Origin of the sequence: Frateuria flava (genome assembly GCF_017837635.1) — a bacterium.
Lineage (GTDB): Bacteria > Pseudomonadota > Gammaproteobacteria > Xanthomonadales > Rhodanobacteraceae > Frateuria_A > Frateuria_A flava.
The window spans coordinates 81,117-99,265 of record NZ_JAGJRS010000013.1 but is presented as its reverse complement, the minus strand read 5'-3'; the positions used below and the strand labels follow the sequence as shown (position 1 = coordinate 99,265).

Sequence of the window (18,149 nt, the reverse complement as noted above, 5' to 3'; positions counted from 1 at the left end):
GGGAAGCCGCCTATGCGCAAAGCCTCGACCCACGGCCCTGTGAGCAGGGCTGAGGCCAGTGCGGTCCCTCACCCCAGCCCTCTCCCCGGCGGGGAGAGGGCGCGGGTCACTCGCAAGGGGGCCAATGCACGCGGCCCTGCCTTTGAACCCTCTCCCCCTCCGGAGAGAGGGAGAGGGTCAATCGCAAGGGGGCCAATGCACGCGGCCTTGCTCTTGAACCATCTTCCCGCCGGGGAGAGGACAGGTGAGGGGCCGGGGCTCGCGGGGAAGCCGATCCATGCGCGAAGCTCTCAACCGAGCCCGATGAGCGGGGTCGATACCCAGTGCGGCCCCTCATCCCGACCTCTTCCGGAGGGCAGGCGCCGAGCGTCACGCCCTGCGGTAGAGCAGGTCCCACACCCCATGCCCGAGCTTCAGGCCGCGCCGCTCGAAGTGCGTCTCGATGCGCCAGGCGGGCTTCTCGGCGTACTGGCCCGGTGCGATGGCGTTGCGCCAGGCTGGCGCGGCTTCCATCACTTCCAGCATGTGCTCGGCGTAGGGCTCCCAGTCGGTGGCCAGGTGCAGCAGGCCGCCGGGTGCCATGCGCGTGGCGAGCAGCGCGACGAACTCCGGTTGCACGATGCGTCGCTTGTTGTGGCGCTTCTTGTGCCACGGGTCGGGAAACCAGATCCGCGCCTCGGCCAGCGTATCCGGCGCGATCTCGTGCTCGAGCACCTCCACCGCGTCGTGCTTGTAGAGGTGCACGTTGCCGGCCTCGCGTGCGGCCAGCGCATTCATCAGGCGGCCAACGCCGGGGCCGTGCACTTCCACGCCGATGTAGTCGCGCACCGGATCGTGCTCGCTCGCCCAGGCCAGCGCCTCGCCGTTGCCGAAGCCGATTTCCAGCACGCGCGGCGCGGCACGCCCGAAGCGCACATCGAAATCCTGCACCGCGCCGGTGTAGTCGATACCGAAGCGGGCCCAGTGGGCGTCGAATGCGCGCTGCTGTGCGGGCGTCATGCGGCCTTCGCGCAACACGAAGCTGCGGATGCGGCGCAGGTAGGGGGAGCTCTGGGGATGTTCGGGCTGTTCGTTCACGGCATGCGCCTGCAGTGCGATGGCATGACGACGGGCGCGCCATGCCGCGGGGTGGCGCATTGTAGCGGCGGCGCCGCGAGGGCGCCGCCAAGAATCAATGTTCGGGATCGAACCGTCGCGCCGATACGTGGCGCGGATGTGCCGCCGGCGCCGGCGCCTGCGACCGCGCGGCCGGCGCCTGCCTTGGCGTCGGTGCCGATTCGCGTTGCTGCGCGGGGGCCGCGTGCGGCACGGGCTTCATCTGGCGAAAGTCCGGCGGTCGCTGGAAGCGCTGTGGTTGCGGCGGCGCCGAGCGGTTGCGCAGTGCCGCGTCGAAGTCGGGTCGGCGCATGTTCGACGGCTGGGCGAGGCGGTCGTTGCCGCGCACGTCCGGCGCCCGTTGCATGGTCTGCCGGGGCGCGATCCGGGCATCGGCGGGCGCGCGCTGGAGGTGGGGACCTGCATTGGCGTCCGGCCGCTGCATCGAGGCGCGCGGCCTGTCGTTGCGCTCGATGCGCGGCACCTGCGGAAGCGTCGGCACGGCGCGCGCGGCGCGTTCGCGGTCGGCCTCGGCGGAGGAGATGAAACTCACCCCCGGCCGGGGGTCGGCTGACGGACGCACGGCATGGTCGCGCACGAAGCGCGCCGAGCGCAGTTCGCCCTGGCGAAGCGGGGCTTCGCGCGGCGCGGTGCGCACGGATCGCTCAAGGCCGCGGGACTCGCGTCCGTTGTGATCCGCCCGTGCGCCGGTGCGTGAGCCGCGCATGTCGACAGGGGCGCGACGCACGTCAGGCGATGCGTCCGCACGTCTGGCCGGGGCGATGTGCGCCACCGCCGGCAGGGTGTCGGCACGCGGACGCAGCACGCGCACGTGCGTGGGCGCGGCGGCGCGCGGTCGGGTCGTGTCGATGCGCTCGGCCACGCGCTCCATGCGCGGCGCATGGCGCGCCACGACCTCCCGCCGCAAACCCTGCGCCGGCAGCGGCCGGGCCTTCGGGCCGCGCGGCGGCGCGAAGCTGTGCGGTGTGGGTTTCGGCGTGGCGTTGCGGGTCAGCAGGCGGGCGCCGTCGAGCTTGCGCGGATCGATATCCAGGCGATGGCGCTGCACGCGGTCGGCGCCGGCGAAGACGCGTCCCGGCACCGCCGTGAAGCCGCGCGGGCCGCCCTCACGCAAAGCCCGCACTGGCGGGGCGATGCCGCGGTGCCAGTCGCGGTAGCGGCGGTCGACGCGATTGACGATCACTGTGTTGTGCACGTGGATGTTGGTCACGTTGACCTGGGTGTAGTAGCGGCGGCTGCCGCGATACCACGGGTCGTAGACGTCCCCCGGGCCGAGCGGATACCAGCCGACCGGGGCACTGCCGATCGAGGCGCGCCAGTGATTGCCGCCGACGAAGGCAACCAGCGCAGGCGCGTAGACCGGCCGCCAGCCGATCGGGCCGGGAACCCAGCACCAGCCGCGGTTGCGCCAGGCCCAACGGCCGTAGTGATAGGGCGCGAAGCCCCAGGGCGCGTCGTCCACCCAGGTCCAGCCCCACGGGCCGACCCACGCCCAGTGGCCGTCGCGGTAGGGCGCCCAGCCGGCATCGACCCGGGCCGGATACCAGACCTGCCCGTATTCCGGATCGCTTTGCCATTCGCCGTATTGATCCAGGTCCTGGTAGCCGATCACGTCCTCGGAAACGTAACGGCGCGATTCGGAGTCGGCGTAGCGGCGGCTGCGCTGGTCGCACCAGGCATCGAAGTCGTCGCCGCCGGCGATGTCTTCCACCTCCACGCCGGTCAATGCGGAGTCGCCGAAGCGGTAGCTGCGCCCGGCGATCACCAGCCGTCGCGCGTCGTTCTCCCCATAGACCGTGGCGCTGCCGTCGAAGGCAGTGATGCGGGTGGACCGGCCATCGCGATCGACATCCACGCGGTAATTACCCGGATGGTCGACTACCAGCGCCACGTTGGGTGTGTCGATCTCGTAGCTCTGGCCGTCGTCGAGCTGGCGCACGGTGAGGTTGAGGGTGCCCTGGGTGAGTTCGAGCTGGGCCAGCTGGTCATCCAGCTGCAGGAAGCCAACGTCGGAGTCGCCGTCCAGGCGCAGCGCAGCGCCGTCCAGTTCCAGCTCGGCGCGTGCGCCCTGGCTGCTGGACAGCCGGTCGCCGGTGGTCAGCGGCCGGTTGATCCCGGCATCGCCCCAGTCCTGCGCACCCGAGGGCAGCAGGCCGACGTCGCCCTCCAGGTAGGACAGGCGGGCAACCCGGTCGGGCGGATCGCCCGCAGCGTCGTCGGTGGCCTGCGCGTGCAGGGCGCCGGCGCCGCACAGCAGCACGGTGGCGGCGCAGGAGCGCCAGAACAGCTGCAGATTCGAAAGTGCACGCATGGGTCTTTCCCTTTCGCCGTGTACGCGCCATGGAAACGGCTGACGTCACGAGGCGATGACCGATTATGGGCTCACCTGTCGTCGGCCAACGCGCCGGGTCGCCCACGGTTCAGCCGGCCGCCATCTGCGGTTCATGCTCCATGCGGGTAGCCCCGACGGGCGCAGGCGTGCCCGGCCCCGTTCCCCAACTCCCGCCTCCCGGGTTACCATCGGCGGCGAACGCGGGTGTAGCTCAATGGTAGAGCTGTAGCTTCCCAAGCTACTGACGAGGGTTCGATTCCCTTCACCCGCTCCAACTCCCTTCGTTGGCCCCTGGCAGTCGCTGGCAACCACGCGGCTTTGTATCGCCGACGATGCGGGTGACGGCTTCGTGGGCCCAAGGGGCAACGCTGGACAACATGGCTGGCGCTGCGTCCGCGAAGGCGTGCGAAGTGGCTGGCATGCAGCCGGGTCATAAGTACGGAGCCGCCATGCCTCGGATCAAAGCGCAGACGCTGGTCATCGCCATCCAGGCCGTCGACTGGCAGTTGCGTTCCCTGCGCGATGAGCTGGCCAGTGGCGCCGCTGGCGAAGAGGCGTACCAGCTGCTTGAAGACTGGTCGCGCGCCGCGGAGGACCTGGAGCACGCCTACGACAGCGAGGCGGCAACCGTGATCAACCTGCCGCCCTACCACGAACTGGTCGGCGGTTAACTCACGTCCGCTCGACCGCCATGGCGGAAGCTGCACGTCCCATCGATCTCTCCCCGGCCCCACGCCCATGACAGACGTGATCACCCTCGGTTGGCGCGAACGGCTGGCGCTTCCTCAGCTGGGCATCGACATGCTCAAGGCGAAGCTCGATACCGGCGCCCGCTCCAGCTCGCTGCACGTGGACGCGCTTGAGCCGTTCGAACGAGGCGGCGCGACCTGGCTACGTTTTTCGATGACCGTCGGCCGGCGCCTGCACCCGAGCAGCGTGCAGTGCGAGGCGCCGGCGCTGGGCCGACGGGTGGTGACCGACACCGGCGGGCACGGCACCGAGCGCTGGTTCGTGCGCACGGACGTGCTGCTGGCGGGGGAACGCTATCCGATCGAAATCAGCCTGACCGACCGCCGGCATATGCTGTTCCCGATGCTCCTGGGCCGCAGCGCGCTGCATGGACGTTTCGCGGTCGATCCTTCGCTTTCCTACACCCAGCCACGCCCGCGCCCGGTCTTCGCCGCCGAGCCGGTGGCGCGGGTCGCCAACCCCCCTCACCACGGCCAGCTTCCATGAAGATCGCGATCCTCTCGCGCAACACTCGGCTCTACTCGACCCGTCGGCTGGTCGAGGCCGCGCGCGAACGCAACCACGTCGTACGCGTGCTCGACCCGCTGCGTTGCTACGTGCGCATCGCGCCCGGACAGGCGTCGGTGCGCTACAAGGGCAAGGCGCTGCGCGACATCGACGCGGTGATCCCGCGCATCGGTACCACCGCCACGTTCTACGGCACCGCGGTGCTGCGCCAGCTGGAGATGATGGGCGTTTACACCCCCAATTCGTCGGACGCGGTGTTGCGCGCGCGCGACAAGCTGCGCTGCCTGCAGATCCTGGCCTCGCACGGGCTGGACATGCCGGTGACGGTGTTCGGTGACAACCCGGATGACACCAACGACGTGCTGGCGATGCTTGGCGAGCCGCCGCACGTGATCAAGCTCAATGAAGGCAGCCAGGGCACCGGGGTGGTGCTGGCCGAGAAGCGCAGTGCCTCGCAGAGCGTGATCGAGGCCTTCCGCGGGCTGTATGCCAACTTCCTGGTGCAGGAGTTCATCGCCGAGGCCAAGGGCAGCGACCTGCGCTGCTTCGTGGTCGGCAGGAAGGTGATCGCCGCGATGCAGCGCGAGGCCAGCCCAGGCGACTTCCGCGCCAATCTCCACCGCGGCGGCACCGCGGTGAAGGCCACCCTGAGTGCCGAGGAAAAGCGCATCGCCATCCGTGCGGCCGGTGCGCTGGGCCTGGGGATCGCCGGCGTGGACCTGTTGCGCTCGGCGCGTGGGCCGCTGCTGCTGGAGGTCAACGCCTCGCCAGGCCTGGAAGGGATCGAGACGGCCACCGGCGTGGACGTCTCCGGCCACATCATCCGGCACCTGGAAGACCAGGCGCGCGCCTGAGCTTTTCTTCACGAGCGCTGCACTAGAACGAGTGCGCCGGGCGCGTCCGTTAACGGCCATGTGAGACATGGTTAACCGCACCGTAACCGCCTGGGCCCTATAAAGACCCCACTGCATGTGCTGGCGGCGACCACCTGGTCGACACCGGCAGATTCGGTATCGGGGCAGTAAGCTTGGGCCCAGGTGCAGCGACGACGAGTCGGGCATCTGGGCCTTTTTATTGGCCGCGGCCCGGCCCAGCCGGCCATCCGTCGGCGAGCTTGTTAAGCTTGCTGCCCTTGATCGACCAGTAGCCTTTGGAGTGGCGCATGCGTGTCCTTGTGATCGAAGACAACAGCGATATCGCGACCAACATCGGCGACTATCTGGAAGACCGTGGCCACGTGGTCGATTTCGCCGGCGACGGCGTGACCGGCCTGCACCTGGCCGTGGTGCACGATTTCGACGTGATCGTGCTGGATCTCACCCTGCCGGGCATGGACGGCCTGGACGTGGCGCGCAAGCTGCGCCATGAAGCACACAAGCAGACCCCGGTGCTGATGCTGACCGCGCGTGATGCGCTGGAGCAGAAGCTCACCGGCTTCGAGTCCGGCGCCGACGACTACATGACCAAGCCGTTCGCCCTGCAGGAGCTGGCCGCGCGGCTGGAAGTGCTGGCGCGCCGCGGCAAGGGCCCGCAGAGCCGCGTGCTCAAGGTCGCCGACCTGACCTACAACCTGGACACGCTCACCGTCAGCCGCGACGGCAAGTCGATCCAGTTGAACCCGATCGGCCTCAAGCTCCTGCAGGCGCTGATGGAGGCCAGCCCTTCGGTGGTCACCCGGCAGGACCTGGAGCAGCGCGTATGGGGCGAGGAACTGCCCGATTCCGATTCGCTGCGCGTGCACATCCACGGTTTGCGCGCGGCGATCGACAAGCCGTTCGACAAGCCGCTGATCCACACCCGCCACGGCATCGGTTACCGCATGGTCGAGCCGGATGCTGTCCAGGCGTAAGCTGCGGTTCCGCCTGATCGTCTCCTTCGCGCTGTTCGGCTTCGGCCTCAGCGCGTTGTTTGCTTTTGCGGCGCTCAACATCCGCACGCGGGTGGAGGACCAGCTGGTCAACGCCAGCCTGCTCGACGACGCCCGCTACGCGAACCATTACGCCCAGGAGCATCCCAACGCGCCTGGCCCCGGTTCGCAGCTGATCACCGGCATGACCAAGAGCGATCGCACGCTCTACAAGGCGCCGCTGGCCTGGCAGGGCCTGGACACCGGCGTCCATGACATCTACGAGCAGGGCGAGGACGGCAAGCAGCATCACTACAAGCTGGCCGTGTACCGCGAGAACCACATCATCAGCTTCGTCCGCTACGACGTGACGCGCGAAGAGCTGGGCAAGCAGCAGCTCTTGATCAGCGTGATCGCGGCGGTGTTCCTGTTCGGCCTGCTCTCGCTCGCGATCGGCCTGTGGCTGTCGCGCAAGGTGTTGAAGCCGGTCAGCGAACTGGCCGCGCGCCTGCGCGACTTCCGCAAGGCCGGCAAGGCGGAGCCGCTGGCATCGCACTTCGCCGACGACGAGGTGGGCGAGCTGGCGCTGGCGCTGGACGAATACGCCGCGCGGCTGACTGCGATGGTCGAGCGCGACCGCGAGTTCAACTCGGACGTCAGCCACGAACTGCGCACGCCGCTGGCGGTCATTGCCAGCACCACCGAACTGCTGCAGGGCTCGCCCGACCTCACCGACAAGCTGCGCGAACGGTTGAAGCGCATCGAGCGCGCCTCGCGCCAGGCCACCGAATTGATCGAGGCCCTGTTGCTGCTCTCGCGCGCCGAACGGCGCGGTCCCACCCGTGGCGAGACCACCGAGGTGGCCAAGGTCGCGGCCGACGTCATCGAGAGCCAGCGCCCGCAGATGCGTGACAAGCCGCTGGACATCGAGCTGACCATCCGCGATGCGGTGAGCGTGAATGCGCCCGCTTCGGTGCTTTCCGTCGCGCTCACCAACCTGATCGGCAACGCCATCAAGTACACGCTTGAAGGCCAGGTGCGGGTCGAAGTAGGCAACGGCCGCATCGAGGTGATCGATACCGGCCCGGGTATCAAGCCGGAGGATGCCGAACGCCTGTTCCAGCGTGGCGTGCGCGGCGAGGGTGCCGGCGGCAGCGGCGCCGGCCTCGGCCTGGCGATCGTGCGCCGCCTGTGCGATCTGTATGGATGGCAGGTTTCGATGCGTCCGCGCAGCGACGCCAATGGCGCCATCGCCAGCCTGGTGTTCGAGCCCGCCTAGACCTGCTCCCTTTCCCCATGGGGAGAGGGTTGGGGTGAGGGGCCGGGGCTCGCGGGACCATAAAAAAGGGCCGCGTCGCGGCCCATTTTTTAGCGAAGCGCTGTGGTCGCTCAGACCGGCTCCAGCCAGCCCCACTGGTCGTTGGTGCGACCGTCGAACAGGCCGAAGTACAGCTCCTGCAGCCGGCGCGTCACGCGGCCGGCGGTCCCGTTGCCGACCTGCTTGCCGTCGATCGAGCGGATCGGCGTGACCTCCGCCGCGGTACCGCACATCAGCACCTCGTCGGCCAGGTAGAGGTACTCGCGCGGCAGGTCGCGCTCGACCACCTCGATGCCGTCCTCGTGCGCCAGCGTCTTGAGCGTGTCGCGGGTGATGCCGGTCAGGATCGAGGCGCTGGCCGGCGTGGTGTGCAGCACGCCATCGAAGACCAGGAACAGGTTCTCGCCCGCGCCTTCGCTGAGCAGGCCGGTGTTGGCCAGCGCGATGCCTTCGCCGAAGCCCAGCCGGCGGGCCTCGCGCGCGATCAGCTGGCCGGACAGGTAGTTGCCGCCGGCCTTGGCACCGGCCGGAATGGTGTTCGGCGCGAACCGCTGCCAGCTCGACACGCAGGCGGTGATGCCCTGTTCCAGCGCCTCCGGCCCGAGATACGGGCCCATCGGCCACGCGGCCACCGCCACGTCGATCGGCGTCTCGGCAGAGAGGCCGAAGCCACCCAGGCCGCGATAGGCCACCGGGCGCAGGTAGGCGGCGCTGAGGCCGTTCTTCCTGATCACTTCACGGCAGGCCGCGGCCAGCTCGTCCTGCGAGTAGGGCAGGACCATGTCGTAGATGCGCGCGGACTGGTACAGGCGCTTCAAGTGGTCGGTCAGGCGGAAGATCGCCGCGCCGTCGGGCGTGGCGTAGCTGCGGATGCCTTCGAACACGGAGGAACCGTAATGCAGCGCATGCGACATCACGTGGGTGGTGGCCTCGCGCCACGGCTTGATCGTGCCGTTCTGCCAGATCCACTCGGGGTATTGCTGCGCCATGGCTCGTTCTCCTGCAGGGGACCGCCCATGATAACGGCGGGGCACCGTCGCCCGCGCGTGCCTACTCCGGGCGCAGCCAAAGGCAGCCGGCGCGTGGCTCGATCGCGAAGCGCGTCTGGCCGCTTTCCTCGCTGCCGTCCTCGGGCACGGTACTCACCACCAGTTCCGATCCGTTTCCGTCCGATGGCAGGTCGATGCCTACCAGCGGGCGCCGCATCAGCGCGGCCAGTGCACGGATATCGGCCACCACGGCGTGCTCGCCGTACCCGCCCCACAGGATCAATCCGGCCAGGCGGTTGGCGTCGGCGTTGGCGAACGCGTCGATCACCGCGCCGCGCAGCTGGTCCACGTCGGCGGCACAGGTGACTGCCGGCGGCCGCAGCGAAGGCGCCTCGGCCGCCGCGGATGACGTGGGCGCGGGCGTGGCCTGCAGATTGGCGCAAGGCTGGTCGGTGAAGACCGGATGGCCGTCCGCGGCGATGCAGTGGTAGATCGGCGACTGCGCGCGGGCGGGCAGCGCGGCGATGACCAGCAACAGCAAAAGGGCGAGGCGCAGCAGGGGCATCGCCCGAGCATAGTGGCCCGATCCCGAAGCTTCAGTGCAGTTGCGCAAGAACCGCTTGCGTCGCCTTGGCCCGGTTCAGCGTGTAGAAGTGAAGTCCCGGCGCGCCGCCCTCGAGCAGGCGCCGGCACAATTGCGCCACCACCTCGGCGCCCAGCGCACGGATCGCTTCGGCGTCGTCGCCGTGGGCCTGCATGCGCTTGGCGATCCAGCGCGGGATTTCCGCGCCGCAGGCGTCGGAGAAGCGCTTGAGCTGGCTGAAGTTGGTGATCGGCATGATGCCCGGCACGATCGGCACGGCGACGCCCAGCCGGCGTACGTCGTCCACGAAGCGAAAATACGCATCCGGGTTGAAGAAGTACTGCGTGATCGCGCCATTGGCGCCCGCATCGATCTTGGCCTTGAAGTGAGCCAGGTCGCGCAGCGCATCCTCCGCCTGCGGATGCGTTTCCGGGTAGGCGGCCACTTCGATCAGGAAATGGTTGCCGGAATGCTCCCGGATGAAGGCGACCAGCTCCGCCGCGTAACGGAAGTCGCCCGGCGAGGCCATGCCGGAGGGCAGGTCGCCGCGCAGCGCCACGATGCGCCGGTATCCGGCGGCCCGGTAACCATCGAGCAGCGCGGCGATCTCGGCCCGCGTACCGCCCATGCATGAGAGGTGTGGCGCTACCGGCAACCCGTGTTCGTGGTGCAGTCGCGCCACCGTCTCCCCGGTGTAGCTCAGCGTCGAGCCGCCCGCACCGAACGTGACCGAGGCGTAATCGGGCGCATGCGCCTTCAGCACTTGCGCGGCGCGGTCCAGTTGCGCGCGCTGCTCGTCGGTCTTGGGCGGAAAAAACTCGAAGCTGATCGCGGCCATGGGCGGCAGGTCCTTGCGGGGCAGGCGGGCATTCTATCCGTTCATCGCGATAAAAGGATAGATACCCAGGGCGGCGATCGTTCGCGGGTCGACCCCGCCCGGGCAGCCGTTCGTCACCGCTGCCGACCGTTCGTCATGTTTTGCCCCAGCGATGGTTCGTCGACGCGCAGCCTTCTCGTCATCCCAAACCGACAGGAGACCTGCCATGTCCAGCCTTACCCTGATCCGCCGCGGCATCCGCCTGGCCGCCCTGGCCCTCGCCCTTGGCGCCACCGGCCTGGCCGCCCGCGACGCCCGCGCCGCCGACGCCCCCGACCATGGCATCACCGTCACGGTGGTGGGCGAGGGCCGGCCGGTGTTGATGATCCCGGGCCTCAACAGCGGCGCGGACACCTGGAAGGAAACCTGCGCCGCGCTGCAGGCCGATCACGTGCAGTGCCTGATCGCCCAGTTGCCGGGGTTCGCCGGACAGCCGGCGGTCGCCAGCGAGCACTACCTGGACGACATGAGCCAGGGCCTGCTCGATTACCTTGCCCGGCACCACCTCGCGCATCCGGTGGTGGTGGGCCACAGCCTCGGCGGCGTGGTCGCGCTGAAGATGGCGATCGCTCAGCCCCAGGCGATCGGCAAGCTGGTGATCGTCGACGCGCTGCCGTTCCTGCCTGCCGCGCAGAACCCGGCCGCCACCGCGCAGAGCATGCAGTCGGTGGTCGCCGGCCTGAAGGCACGGACGCTCAACGCGGACGCCGCCGCCTACCGGGCGCAGGCCGAAGCGACGGCGCGCGGCATGGTGCACGCCCCGGCGCGCGTGGCACAGATCGTCGGCTGGGGCATGGCCAGCGACCGCGCCACCACGGCCGAAGCCATGGGCGAAATGATGACCACCGACCTGCGCCCGTCGCTGGGCGCGATCAAGGCGCCCACGCTGGTGCTCGCCTCGTGGGCGGCCTACGCGCCCTATGGCGCCACCAAGGAGTCGACCGCGCAGCTGTTCCGCAGCCAGTACGCGAAGCTCGACGGCGTGCGCGTGGAGATGAGCCAGGCCGGCTACCATTTCCTGATGTGGGACGACCCGCAGTGGCTGCAGTCGCAGCTGCGCGGTTTCATCGACGGCAAGGCCACGGCCGCGCGCTGAGCGCGGTCCTTTGCGGGGAACGACGGTGCGCGACGGACGGCGGTGGTTCGGGTGGCTCAATCTGGTGCCGTGGACGATCTACCTGGCGATCAGCCTGGCCTTCGGCGCGGGCTACGGCATGTCCGGGTCCGGCGTGCTGCTGCTGTTCGTGACGATCGCGCTGGCGATGTATCTGGTTTCCAGCGGCCTGCGTGCGCTCGCCCTGCGGCGCGGCTGGCTGCAACGCGATGGCTGGGCGTTGAGCGGCCGCCTGCTCGCCAGCGTGATGATCGGCGCGCTGGCAGTGCAGGCGGTGGTGGCGCTGGTCATGGTGCCTGCGGTGGCCCTGCACTGGGTCGCGATGCCGGGCGGGCGGCTGGACTACCGTCCCGCCGCGGTGCTGGTCTACTGGTTCAACGCCGCCATCGTGCTGGGCCTGTGGACCGCCGGCTGGGCCGGTGCGCGGGTGCTCGAACGCGCCCGCCACAGCGAGATCGCACGCCTGCGTGCGGAGGCCGAACGCAACGCGCTGGAGCGCGATGCGCTGCGCGCCCGGCTCAATCCGCACTTCGTGTTCAACGCGCTCAACAATCTGCGTGCGCTGATCAACGAGGACACCGGGCGCGCCCGCGAGATGGTCACCCGGCTGTCGAACACCTTGCGCCACGCGCTGGAACAGAACGACCGCGAGCGCGTGCGCCTGGGCGAGGAACTGGCGGTGGTCGATGACTACCTGGCGATCGAGGCGGTGCACTACGAGCAACGCCTGCGCGTGAACCGCCACATCGCGCCTGCCGCGCTGGATGCGCGGCTGCCGCCGATGGCGCTGCAGCTGCTGGTGGAGAACGCGATCCGCCACGGCATCGCGGTGACGCCCGGCGGCGGCGAGCTGGAGCTGCACGCGCATTGCGTCGACGGCATGCTGCGGCTGGACGTGAGTAATCCGGGCCGCCTCGGCACCGGCAACGGCGGCCACGGCGTGGGTCTTGCCTATCTGCGCGCGCACCTCGGGCGCGATGGCCGTTTCGAACTGACCGAGCATGAGGGCCGTGTCCGCGCCCGCCTGGAGATCGCCCAATGAGCCTGCGCATCCTTATCGTCGACGACGCGCGCCTGGCGCGGCAGGAACTGCGCACGATGCTGGCCGATATCGCCGGCGCCGAGTGCGTGGGAGAGGCCGACGACGTGCCGTCCGCGCGCGAGGCGATCGCCTCGCTCCGGCCCGACCTGCTGCTGCTGGACATCCAGTTGCCCTCCGGCAGCGGCTTCGACGTGATCGAGGGCGTGCAGCCCGTGCCCGCCGTGGTGTTCACCACCGCCTACGACCAGTACGCGGTGCGCGCCTTCGAAGCGAACGCACTGGACTACCTGGTCAAACCGGTCGCGCCCGAACGCCTGCGCGCGGCGCTGGAGCGCGCAGGCGCGGCGACACCGGCCGCACCCGCGCGTGAACTGCTCGGCGCCAATGACAAGGTGTTCCTGCGCGAAGGCGAGCGCTGCTGGTTCGTCACCTTGGGCGAGATCCAGCGCATCGTGGTCGACGGCAATTACGCCCGCGTGTGGTTCCGCGACCAGTGCGTACTGCTGGCACGCAGCCTCAACGCGCTCGAGTCCCGACTGGACCCGGCGCTGTTCTTCCGCGCCAACCGCAACACGCTGGTCAACCTGCGCATGATCTGCTCGGTGGAGCCGTCCGTAGGGGATGGCTACGTGCTGACCCTGAAGGACGGCAGCGAAGTGGAGCTCTCGCGTCGGCAGGCGCGACAGTTCCGCGAGCAGATGGCCTTCTAGCGTGTCCTTGTGCGGCCGTATGGCGGCCCCATCACGGGAGCTCGCACAAGATCACAGCCACCACTGTCGCAAGCGTGACCCCTTACCCCGACCCTCTTCCCGGAGGGGAGAGGGAGCCAAGCTCGCGGCACACGAACACACTGCGGGAACCTGCTTCTGCTCCCTCTCCCCTCCGGGGATAGGGTTGGGGTGAGGGGCCGGGGCTCGCGGGAAACAAAAAAGGGCCGCATCGCTGCGGCCCTTTCTTGTGGAGTGCCACTCTCCCGGACGTGCCGGGGAGGGTCGATCAGTAGCGGTAGTGATCGGCCTTGTACGGCCCTTCCACCGGTACGCCCAGGTACGCGGCCTGCTCGGCCGTCAGCGTGGTCAGCTTCACCCCGATCTTCTCCAGGTGCAGCCGCGCCACTTCCTCGTCGAGCTTCTTGGGCAGGATGTAGACCTTCGGCTCGTAGCTGTCCTTGTGCGCCCACAGGTCGATCTGCGCCAGCGTCTGGTTGGCGAACGAGTTGGACATCACGAAGCTCGGGTGGCCGGTGGCGCAGCCGAGGTTGACCAGGCGGCCTTCGGCCAGCATGAAGATGCTGCGGCCGTCCTTGAAGGTGTACTTGTCCACCTGCGGCTTGATGTTCAGGCGCTCGGCACCGGAGGCATTGAGCTTCTCGACCTGGATCTCGTTGTCGAAGTGGCCGATGTTGCAGACGATCGCCTGGTCCTTCATCGCCTGCATGTGCTCCAGGCGGATCACGTCCTTGTTGCCGGTGGTGGTGACGTAGATGTCGCCGCGGCCGAGCGTCGATTCGACCGTGTTGACCTCGAAGCCTTCCATCGCCGCCTGCAGCGCGTTGATCGGGTCGATCTCGGTGACCACCACGCGCGCGCCGTAGGCCCGCAAGCTGTGCGCGCAGCCCTTGCCGACGTCGCCGTAACCGCACACCACCGCGACCTTGCCGGCCAGCATCACGTCCATCGCGCGCTTGAGGCCATCGGCCAGCGACTCGCGGCAGCCGTACAGGTTGTCGAACTTGCTCTTGGTGACCGAGTCGTTGACGTTGATCGCCGGGATCAGCAGCTTGCCTTCCTGCGCCAGCTGGTAGAGGCGGTGCACGCCAGTGGTGGTCTCCTCCGAGACGCCCTTCCAGTCCTTGACCACGGTGTGCCAGTAGCCCGGGCGCTCGGTGTGCACGCGCTTGAGCAGGTTCTTGATGACCTGCTCCTCGTGGCTGCCCGAGGCGGTGTTCACCCAGTCGCTGCCGTTCTCCAGCTCGTAGCCCTTGTGGATCAGCAGGGTGACGTCGCCGCCGTCGTCCACCACCAGCTGGGGACCGAGGAAGCCACCCTTGCCGTCGGGGAAGCTCAATGCGTCGAGCGTGCAGTCCCAGTACTCCTCCAGCGTCTCGCCCTTCCAGGCGAACACCGGCGTGCCGGTGGCGGCGATCGCGGCGGCGGCGTGGTCCTGGGTGGAGAAGATGTTGCACGAGGCCCAGCGCACGTCGGCGCCGATGTCCTTGAGCGTCTCGATCAGCACCGCGGTCTGGATCGTCATGTGCAGCGAGCCGGTCACGCGCACACCCTTGAGCGGGGCCTGCGGGGCGTACTTGCGGCGGATCGACATCAGGCCGGGCATCTCGTGCTCGGCGATGTCCAGCTCCTTGCGGCCGAACTCGGCCAGGGAAATGTCGCGGATCTTGTAGTCGTGGCCCGGCGGGGCCTGGATGGCGGCGTTCATGCTTGTCTCCGGTTCTTTGGGGAACCTTGGCCACTGCGGCGAAGGTCCGCATGGGTGAGCGCCGTTGTTGCATATACCCGCCGAGCCTGGCCGTCGCGCGACGGTCGCAGCGCCCCTCGGTGGGCACGAAAGGCGCTCATTATAGCGTCCCCAGGGGCCCCGGTAGGAACGCACCTTGCGCGCGACGTCGGAGCTACCAGTCGCGCGCAGGATTCGCTCCTACAAGAGTTTGGCGGCCGATTGGCTAGTCTTGGGGAAACCTCCCGGGAGCTCCCATGGAAGCCAGCCGCGATACCGACTACCTGCCGCACGACGGCCCCTTGCGTGACGATGTGGGCCGGCTCGGCCAGCTGGTCGGCCAGATGCTTGCCGAGCAGGGAGGCGAGCGCTTCTTCGAGCGGGTGGAGACGGTGCGCCAGGCGGCCATCCACCGTCGCCGCGAGGGCGACCCGGTGGCCACGCTGGCACACGCGCTCGAAGGCCTGGACACCGGCCAGGCCGAGGCCCTGGCGCGCGCCTTCGCCACCTACTTCCAGGCGGTCAACATCGCCGAGCGCGTGCACCGCATCCGCCGACGCCGCGACTACCAGCGCGCGGGCGGACCGCCGCAACCCGAATCGCTGCTGGATGTGCTCGGCCGGCTCGAGCGCGAGGGCGTCGGCGCGGATGAACTGCTCGGCTGGCTCGCGCGGACCTGGATCGAGCCGGTATTCACCGCGCACCCCACCGAGGCGATGCGCCGCTCGCTGCTGGAAAAGGAGCAGGCGATCGTGCACGCACTGGTCGACGGCTTCGATCCGGAGCGCACGCCGCAGGAGCGCGCCGAGGACCAGGACCGCATCTACATGGCGCTGTCCACCGGCTGGCAGACCGCCGAGGCTTCGCCGGTGCGCCCCACCGTGCAGGACGAGCACGATCATGTCGGCTTCTACCTGTCCAACCCGATCTACCGCATCGTGCCGGCGCTGTACGAGTCGCTGGCCGGCGCCTTGCAGGCCGTCTACGGCGTGGCCACGCCGCTGCCGCGGCTGCTCGGCTTCGCCAGCTGGGTCGGCGGCGACATGGACGGCAACCCGAACGTCGGCGCCGACACCATCGCCGCCGCGCTGGCCACCCAGCGTGCGCAGGTGCTGGAGCGCTACATCGCCGACGTCGCCAGCCTGGCGCGCCTGCTCAGCCAGACCGTCGAGCGGGTGGCGGTCGATCCTGCGCTGACCGCGCGCCTGGCCGACTACCGAGAGCGCTTCCCGCAGGCCGCGGCACGCATCCGGCCGCGCCATGCCGACATGCCTTACCGCTGCCTGCTCACGCTGGTCGGCGCGCGGCTGGAGGCGACCGGCGACAACGGCGCGGAGAGCTACGCCACGGCCGCCGAGCTGCTGGACGACCTGCAGCTGATCGACGACAGCCTGCTCGGCCACTGCGGCCTGCACGCAGGTGCCTATGCCGTGCGTCGGCTGATCTGGCGCGTGCGCACGTTCGGCTTCCACCTCGCGCGGCTGGACGTGCGGCAGGACTCGCGCGTGCACGACGACGCTCTCTCGGCCTTGCTCGACGATGCCGACTGGGCAGGCCGTGCGGCGGGTGACCGGGCAGCCACGCTGTCGGCGTACGCCGCCGGCCAGGATCGCTTCGCCATCAGCCATGCCGATGCCGTGACCGCTCTGTACGACGTGTTCGCCACGCTGGGCGACGCGCGCCGCCGCTACGGCAGCGAGGCGATCGGGCTGTACATCATCAGCATGGCGCGCTCGGCGGCGGACGTGCTGGCGGTGCTGGCGCTGGCGCGCTACGGCGGGCTCGTGCACCCGGCTCCCGTCCGGGGAGAGGGCTGGGATGAGGGCCAGCCGTTGCGAGAAGCCAGCAACGAAGCGCCAGGCTCTGCGCCCTCTCCCCTCCGGGGAGAGGGCCGGGGTGAGGGGGCGCTCTTGCGGGGAAGTGGCGACGAAGCGCAGGCTTCAACGAGGTCCCCCGCGAGCCCCGGCCCCTCACCTCAATCCTCTCCCCGGAGGGGAGAGGATGCTGGGTGCGCGGTGCCTTTGGACATCGCCCCACTCTTCGAGACCATCGACGACCTCAAGCACGCTCCGGCCACCCTGCGAGCCCTGCTCGACGACCCCGTCTACCGCGCCCACCTGCGTGCCCGCGATGACCGCCAGTGGGTCATGCTCGGCTACTCCGACAGCGGCAAGGACGGTGGCACGCTTGCCTCGCGCTGGGCCTTGCAACGGGCACAGGTGGAACTGCTCGAGGTGGCGAGGGAGGCCGGCATCCGCCTGGCCTTCTTCCACGGCCGCGGCGGTTCGGCCAGCCGCGGCGGCTCGCGCATCGCGCCCGCGCTGATGTCCTCGCCACGGGGCTCGGTCGCCGGGGTGCTGCGGGTGACCGAGCAGGGCGAGGTGATCCACCGCAAGTACGGCATCCGCGCGCTGGCCCTGCGCAACCTGGAGCAGACGGTCAGCGCCGTGCTGCGCGCCTCGCTGCGCCCGCGCGCGCAGGAGCCGCGCGAGGCACGCTGGCGCGAGCAGATGGAGGCGCTCGCCGCGCACAGCCGCCGGCACTACCGCGCGCTGGTCGAGCGCGACGGCTTCGTCGACTACTTCCGCAGCGCCACGCCGATCGACGTGGTCGAGCGCATGACCCTGGGCTCGCGCCCGGCCAGCCGCCGCAGCATGCAGGGCGTGGAGGACCTGCGCGCGATCCCGTGGGTGTTCGCCTGGACCCAGTGCCGCTCCATCATCACCGGCTGGTACGGGCTCGGTTCCGCGCTGGAGCAGGGCGCCGCCGCCTTCGGCGAGCAGGCGCTGGCCGACATGGCGCGCGACTGGCCGTTCTTTGCCAACGCGCTGGACGACGTGGCCATGGTGCTGGCCAAGTGCGACCTGGACATCGCCGAGGCGTTCTCGCGCCTGGCCGGGGAGATGCACGCGCCATTCTTCACGTCGATCCGCGAGGAGTTCGAGCGCACCCGCCATTGGCTGCTCCGGCTCAAGGGCGACGCCGCGCTGCTGGCCGACAATCCCCGCTTGGCAGTCTCGATCCGGTTGCGCAACCCCTACGTCGACCCGATGAGCCTGCTCACTGTCGACCTGCTCGCGCGCTGGCGCGCCGGCGGCAGCGTGGACGACGCCCTGCTGCGCGCGCTGGTCGCCTGTGTCAATGGCGTCTCGCAGGGCTTGCAGAACACCGGCTGATTCTCGACCCGCCTCTTGTAGGAGCGCACCCTGTGCGCGGCCGCC

At 69.6% G+C, this 18,149-nt stretch carries 15 protein-coding genes, 1 tRNA gene and 1 riboswitch; of the genes, 10 read left to right on the top strand and 6 right to left on the bottom strand.

Annotated features, from left to right (window positions below):
- Positions 1–369: 369 nt before the first annotated feature.
- Together trmB and J7I44_RS05790 are read right to left on the bottom strand one after the other, a co-directional pair.
- Entirely contained in the window at positions 370–1,077 is a 708-nt protein-coding gene (gene trmB, locus J7I44_RS05795; RefSeq protein ID WP_209617237.1) for a tRNA (guanosine(46)-N7)-methyltransferase TrmB, read from the bottom strand.
- Between the two features lie 94 nt (positions 1,078–1,171).
- The gene (locus tag J7I44_RS05790; protein WP_209617234.1) at positions 1,172–3,427 is read right to left on the bottom strand and encodes a DUF6600 domain-containing protein; all 2,256 of its coding nucleotides are present in this window, start codon (positions 3,425–3,427) and stop codon (positions 1,172–1,174) included.
- A 221-nt stretch (positions 3,428–3,648) separates the two neighbouring features.
- On the opposite strand from J7I44_RS05790, the gene J7I44_RS05785 reads away from it, so the two are divergent.
- From J7I44_RS05785 to J7I44_RS05760, 6 genes are all read left to right on the top strand, one after another.
- Positions 3,649–3,722, top strand: a tRNA-Gly gene (locus J7I44_RS05785).
- Positions 3,723–3,897: 175 nt separating this feature from the next.
- Positions 3,898–4,119: a Tsi2 family anti-toxin gene (locus J7I44_RS05780; RefSeq protein ID WP_209617231.1), complete on the top strand. Its 222-nt coding sequence runs from the start codon at positions 3,898–3,900 to the stop codon at positions 4,117–4,119.
- Positions 4,120–4,186: 67 nt separating this feature from the next.
- A complete protein-coding gene (locus J7I44_RS05775; protein ID WP_209617228.1) occupies positions 4,187–4,684 on the top strand; it encodes an ATP-dependent zinc protease family protein in 498 nt (165 codons plus the stop codon).
- Positions 4,681–5,559, top strand: a complete 879-nt coding sequence (gene rimK, locus J7I44_RS05770; RefSeq protein ID WP_209617225.1) for a 30S ribosomal protein S6--L-glutamate ligase — start codon at positions 4,681–4,683, stop codon at positions 5,557–5,559. Before J7I44_RS05775 ends, rimK begins: the two co-directional genes overlap by 4 nt.
- 308 nt (positions 5,560–5,867) lie before the next feature.
- The gene (locus tag J7I44_RS05765) at positions 5,868–6,554 is read left to right on the top strand and encodes a response regulator transcription factor (protein ID WP_091340102.1); all 687 of its coding nucleotides are present in this window, start codon (positions 5,868–5,870) and stop codon (positions 6,552–6,554) included.
- Positions 6,538–7,830: a sensor histidine kinase gene (locus tag J7I44_RS05760; protein WP_209617222.1), complete on the top strand. Its 1,293-nt coding sequence runs from the start codon at positions 6,538–6,540 to the stop codon at positions 7,828–7,830. Before J7I44_RS05765 ends, J7I44_RS05760 begins: the two co-directional genes overlap by 17 nt.
- A 110-nt stretch (positions 7,831–7,940) precedes the next feature.
- On the opposite strand, the gene J7I44_RS05755 is transcribed toward J7I44_RS05760, so the two are convergent.
- The 3 genes from J7I44_RS05755 to metF all read right to left on the bottom strand — a co-directional run bounded on the left by J7I44_RS05755 (position 7,941) and on the right by metF (position 10,279).
- On the bottom strand, positions 7,941–8,858 hold the full coding sequence (locus J7I44_RS05755; protein ID WP_209617220.1) for a branched-chain amino acid transaminase: 918 nt from the start codon (positions 8,856–8,858) through the stop codon (positions 7,941–7,943).
- Between the two features lie 61 nt (positions 8,859–8,919).
- Positions 8,920–9,423: a DUF4124 domain-containing protein gene (locus J7I44_RS05750; protein ID WP_209617217.1), complete on the bottom strand. Its 504-nt coding sequence runs from the start codon at positions 9,421–9,423 to the stop codon at positions 8,920–8,922.
- A gap of 31 nt (positions 9,424–9,454) precedes the next feature.
- Positions 9,455–10,279 carry a methylenetetrahydrofolate reductase [NAD(P)H] gene (metF, locus tag J7I44_RS05745; RefSeq protein ID WP_209617214.1) on the bottom strand — a complete coding sequence of 275 codons (825 nt, stop codon included), beginning with the start codon at positions 10,277–10,279 and terminating at the stop codon, positions 9,455–9,457.
- Between the two features lie 205 nt (positions 10,280–10,484).
- Between metF and J7I44_RS05740 the strand changes: the two genes are divergently transcribed.
- The 3 genes from J7I44_RS05740 to J7I44_RS05730 are packed head-to-tail and all read left to right on the top strand — an operon-like array spanning position 10,485 to position 13,184.
- Entirely contained in the window at positions 10,485–11,414 is a 930-nt protein-coding gene (locus J7I44_RS05740) for an alpha/beta fold hydrolase (RefSeq protein ID WP_209617211.1), read from the top strand.
- Positions 11,415–11,439: 25 nt separating this feature from the next.
- Positions 11,440–12,474, top strand: a complete 1,035-nt coding sequence (locus J7I44_RS05735) for a sensor histidine kinase (RefSeq protein WP_209617207.1) — start codon at positions 11,440–11,442, stop codon at positions 12,472–12,474.
- On the top strand, positions 12,471–13,184 hold the full coding sequence (locus tag J7I44_RS05730; RefSeq protein ID WP_209617204.1) for a LytR/AlgR family response regulator transcription factor: 714 nt from the start codon (positions 12,471–12,473) through the stop codon (positions 13,182–13,184). The genes J7I44_RS05735 and J7I44_RS05730 overlap by 4 nt, the downstream gene beginning before the upstream one ends.
- 286 nt (positions 13,185–13,470) lie before the next feature.
- On the opposite strand, the gene ahcY is transcribed toward J7I44_RS05730, so the two are convergent.
- Positions 13,471–14,910, bottom strand: coding sequence for an adenosylhomocysteinase (gene ahcY, locus J7I44_RS05725; protein ID WP_209617201.1), 1,440 nt, complete (start codon positions 14,908–14,910; stop codon positions 13,471–13,473).
- Positions 14,911–14,959: 49 nt separating this feature from the next.
- Positions 14,960–15,034: riboswitch (S-adenosyl-L-homocysteine riboswitch) on the bottom strand.
- A gap of 151 nt (positions 15,035–15,185) precedes the next feature.
- Here ahcY and J7I44_RS05720 point away from each other — a divergent pair.
- A complete protein-coding gene (locus J7I44_RS05720) occupies positions 15,186–18,104 on the top strand; it encodes a phosphoenolpyruvate carboxylase (RefSeq protein ID WP_209617198.1) in 2,919 nt (972 codons plus the stop codon).
- Positions 18,105–18,149 lie beyond the last annotated feature (45 nt).

Excerpts from the sequence above, each read along its gene's own strand:
- J7I44_RS05740 (WP_209617211.1), top strand. The coding sequence starts at position 10,485 with ATGTCCAGCCTTACCCTGATCCGCCGCGGCATCCGCCTGGCCGCCCTG.
- rimK (WP_209617225.1), top strand. The coding sequence starts at position 4,681 with ATGAAGATCGCGATCCTCTCGCGCAACACTCGGCTCTACTCGACCCGT.
- J7I44_RS05750 (WP_209617217.1), bottom strand. The coding sequence starts at position 9,423 with ATGCCCCTGCTGCGCCTCGCCCTTTTGCTGTTGCTGGTCATCGCCGCG.
- ahcY (WP_209617201.1), bottom strand. The coding sequence starts at position 14,910 with ATGAACGCCGCCATCCAGGCCCCGCCGGGCCACGACTACAAGATCCGC.
- J7I44_RS05790 (WP_209617234.1), bottom strand. The coding sequence starts at position 3,427 with ATGCGTGCACTTTCGAATCTGCAGCTGTTCTGGCGCTCCTGCGCCGCC.
- J7I44_RS05765 (WP_091340102.1), top strand. The coding sequence starts at position 5,868 with ATGCGTGTCCTTGTGATCGAAGACAACAGCGATATCGCGACCAACATC.
- J7I44_RS05760 (WP_209617222.1), top strand. The coding sequence starts at position 6,538 with ATGCTGTCCAGGCGTAAGCTGCGGTTCCGCCTGATCGTCTCCTTCGCG.
- J7I44_RS05720 (WP_209617198.1), top strand. The coding sequence starts at position 15,186 with ATGGAAGCCAGCCGCGATACCGACTACCTGCCGCACGACGGCCCCTTG.
- J7I44_RS05730 (WP_209617204.1), top strand. The coding sequence starts at position 12,471 with ATGAGCCTGCGCATCCTTATCGTCGACGACGCGCGCCTGGCGCGGCAG.
- J7I44_RS05780 (WP_209617231.1), top strand. The coding sequence starts at position 3,898 with ATGCCTCGGATCAAAGCGCAGACGCTGGTCATCGCCATCCAGGCCGTC.
- J7I44_RS05755 (WP_209617220.1), bottom strand. The coding sequence starts at position 8,858 with ATGGCGCAGCAATACCCCGAGTGGATCTGGCAGAACGGCACGATCAAG.
- metF (WP_209617214.1), bottom strand. The coding sequence starts at position 10,279 with ATGGCCGCGATCAGCTTCGAGTTTTTTCCGCCCAAGACCGACGAGCAG.
- J7I44_RS05775 (WP_209617228.1), top strand. The coding sequence starts at position 4,187 with ATGACAGACGTGATCACCCTCGGTTGGCGCGAACGGCTGGCGCTTCCT.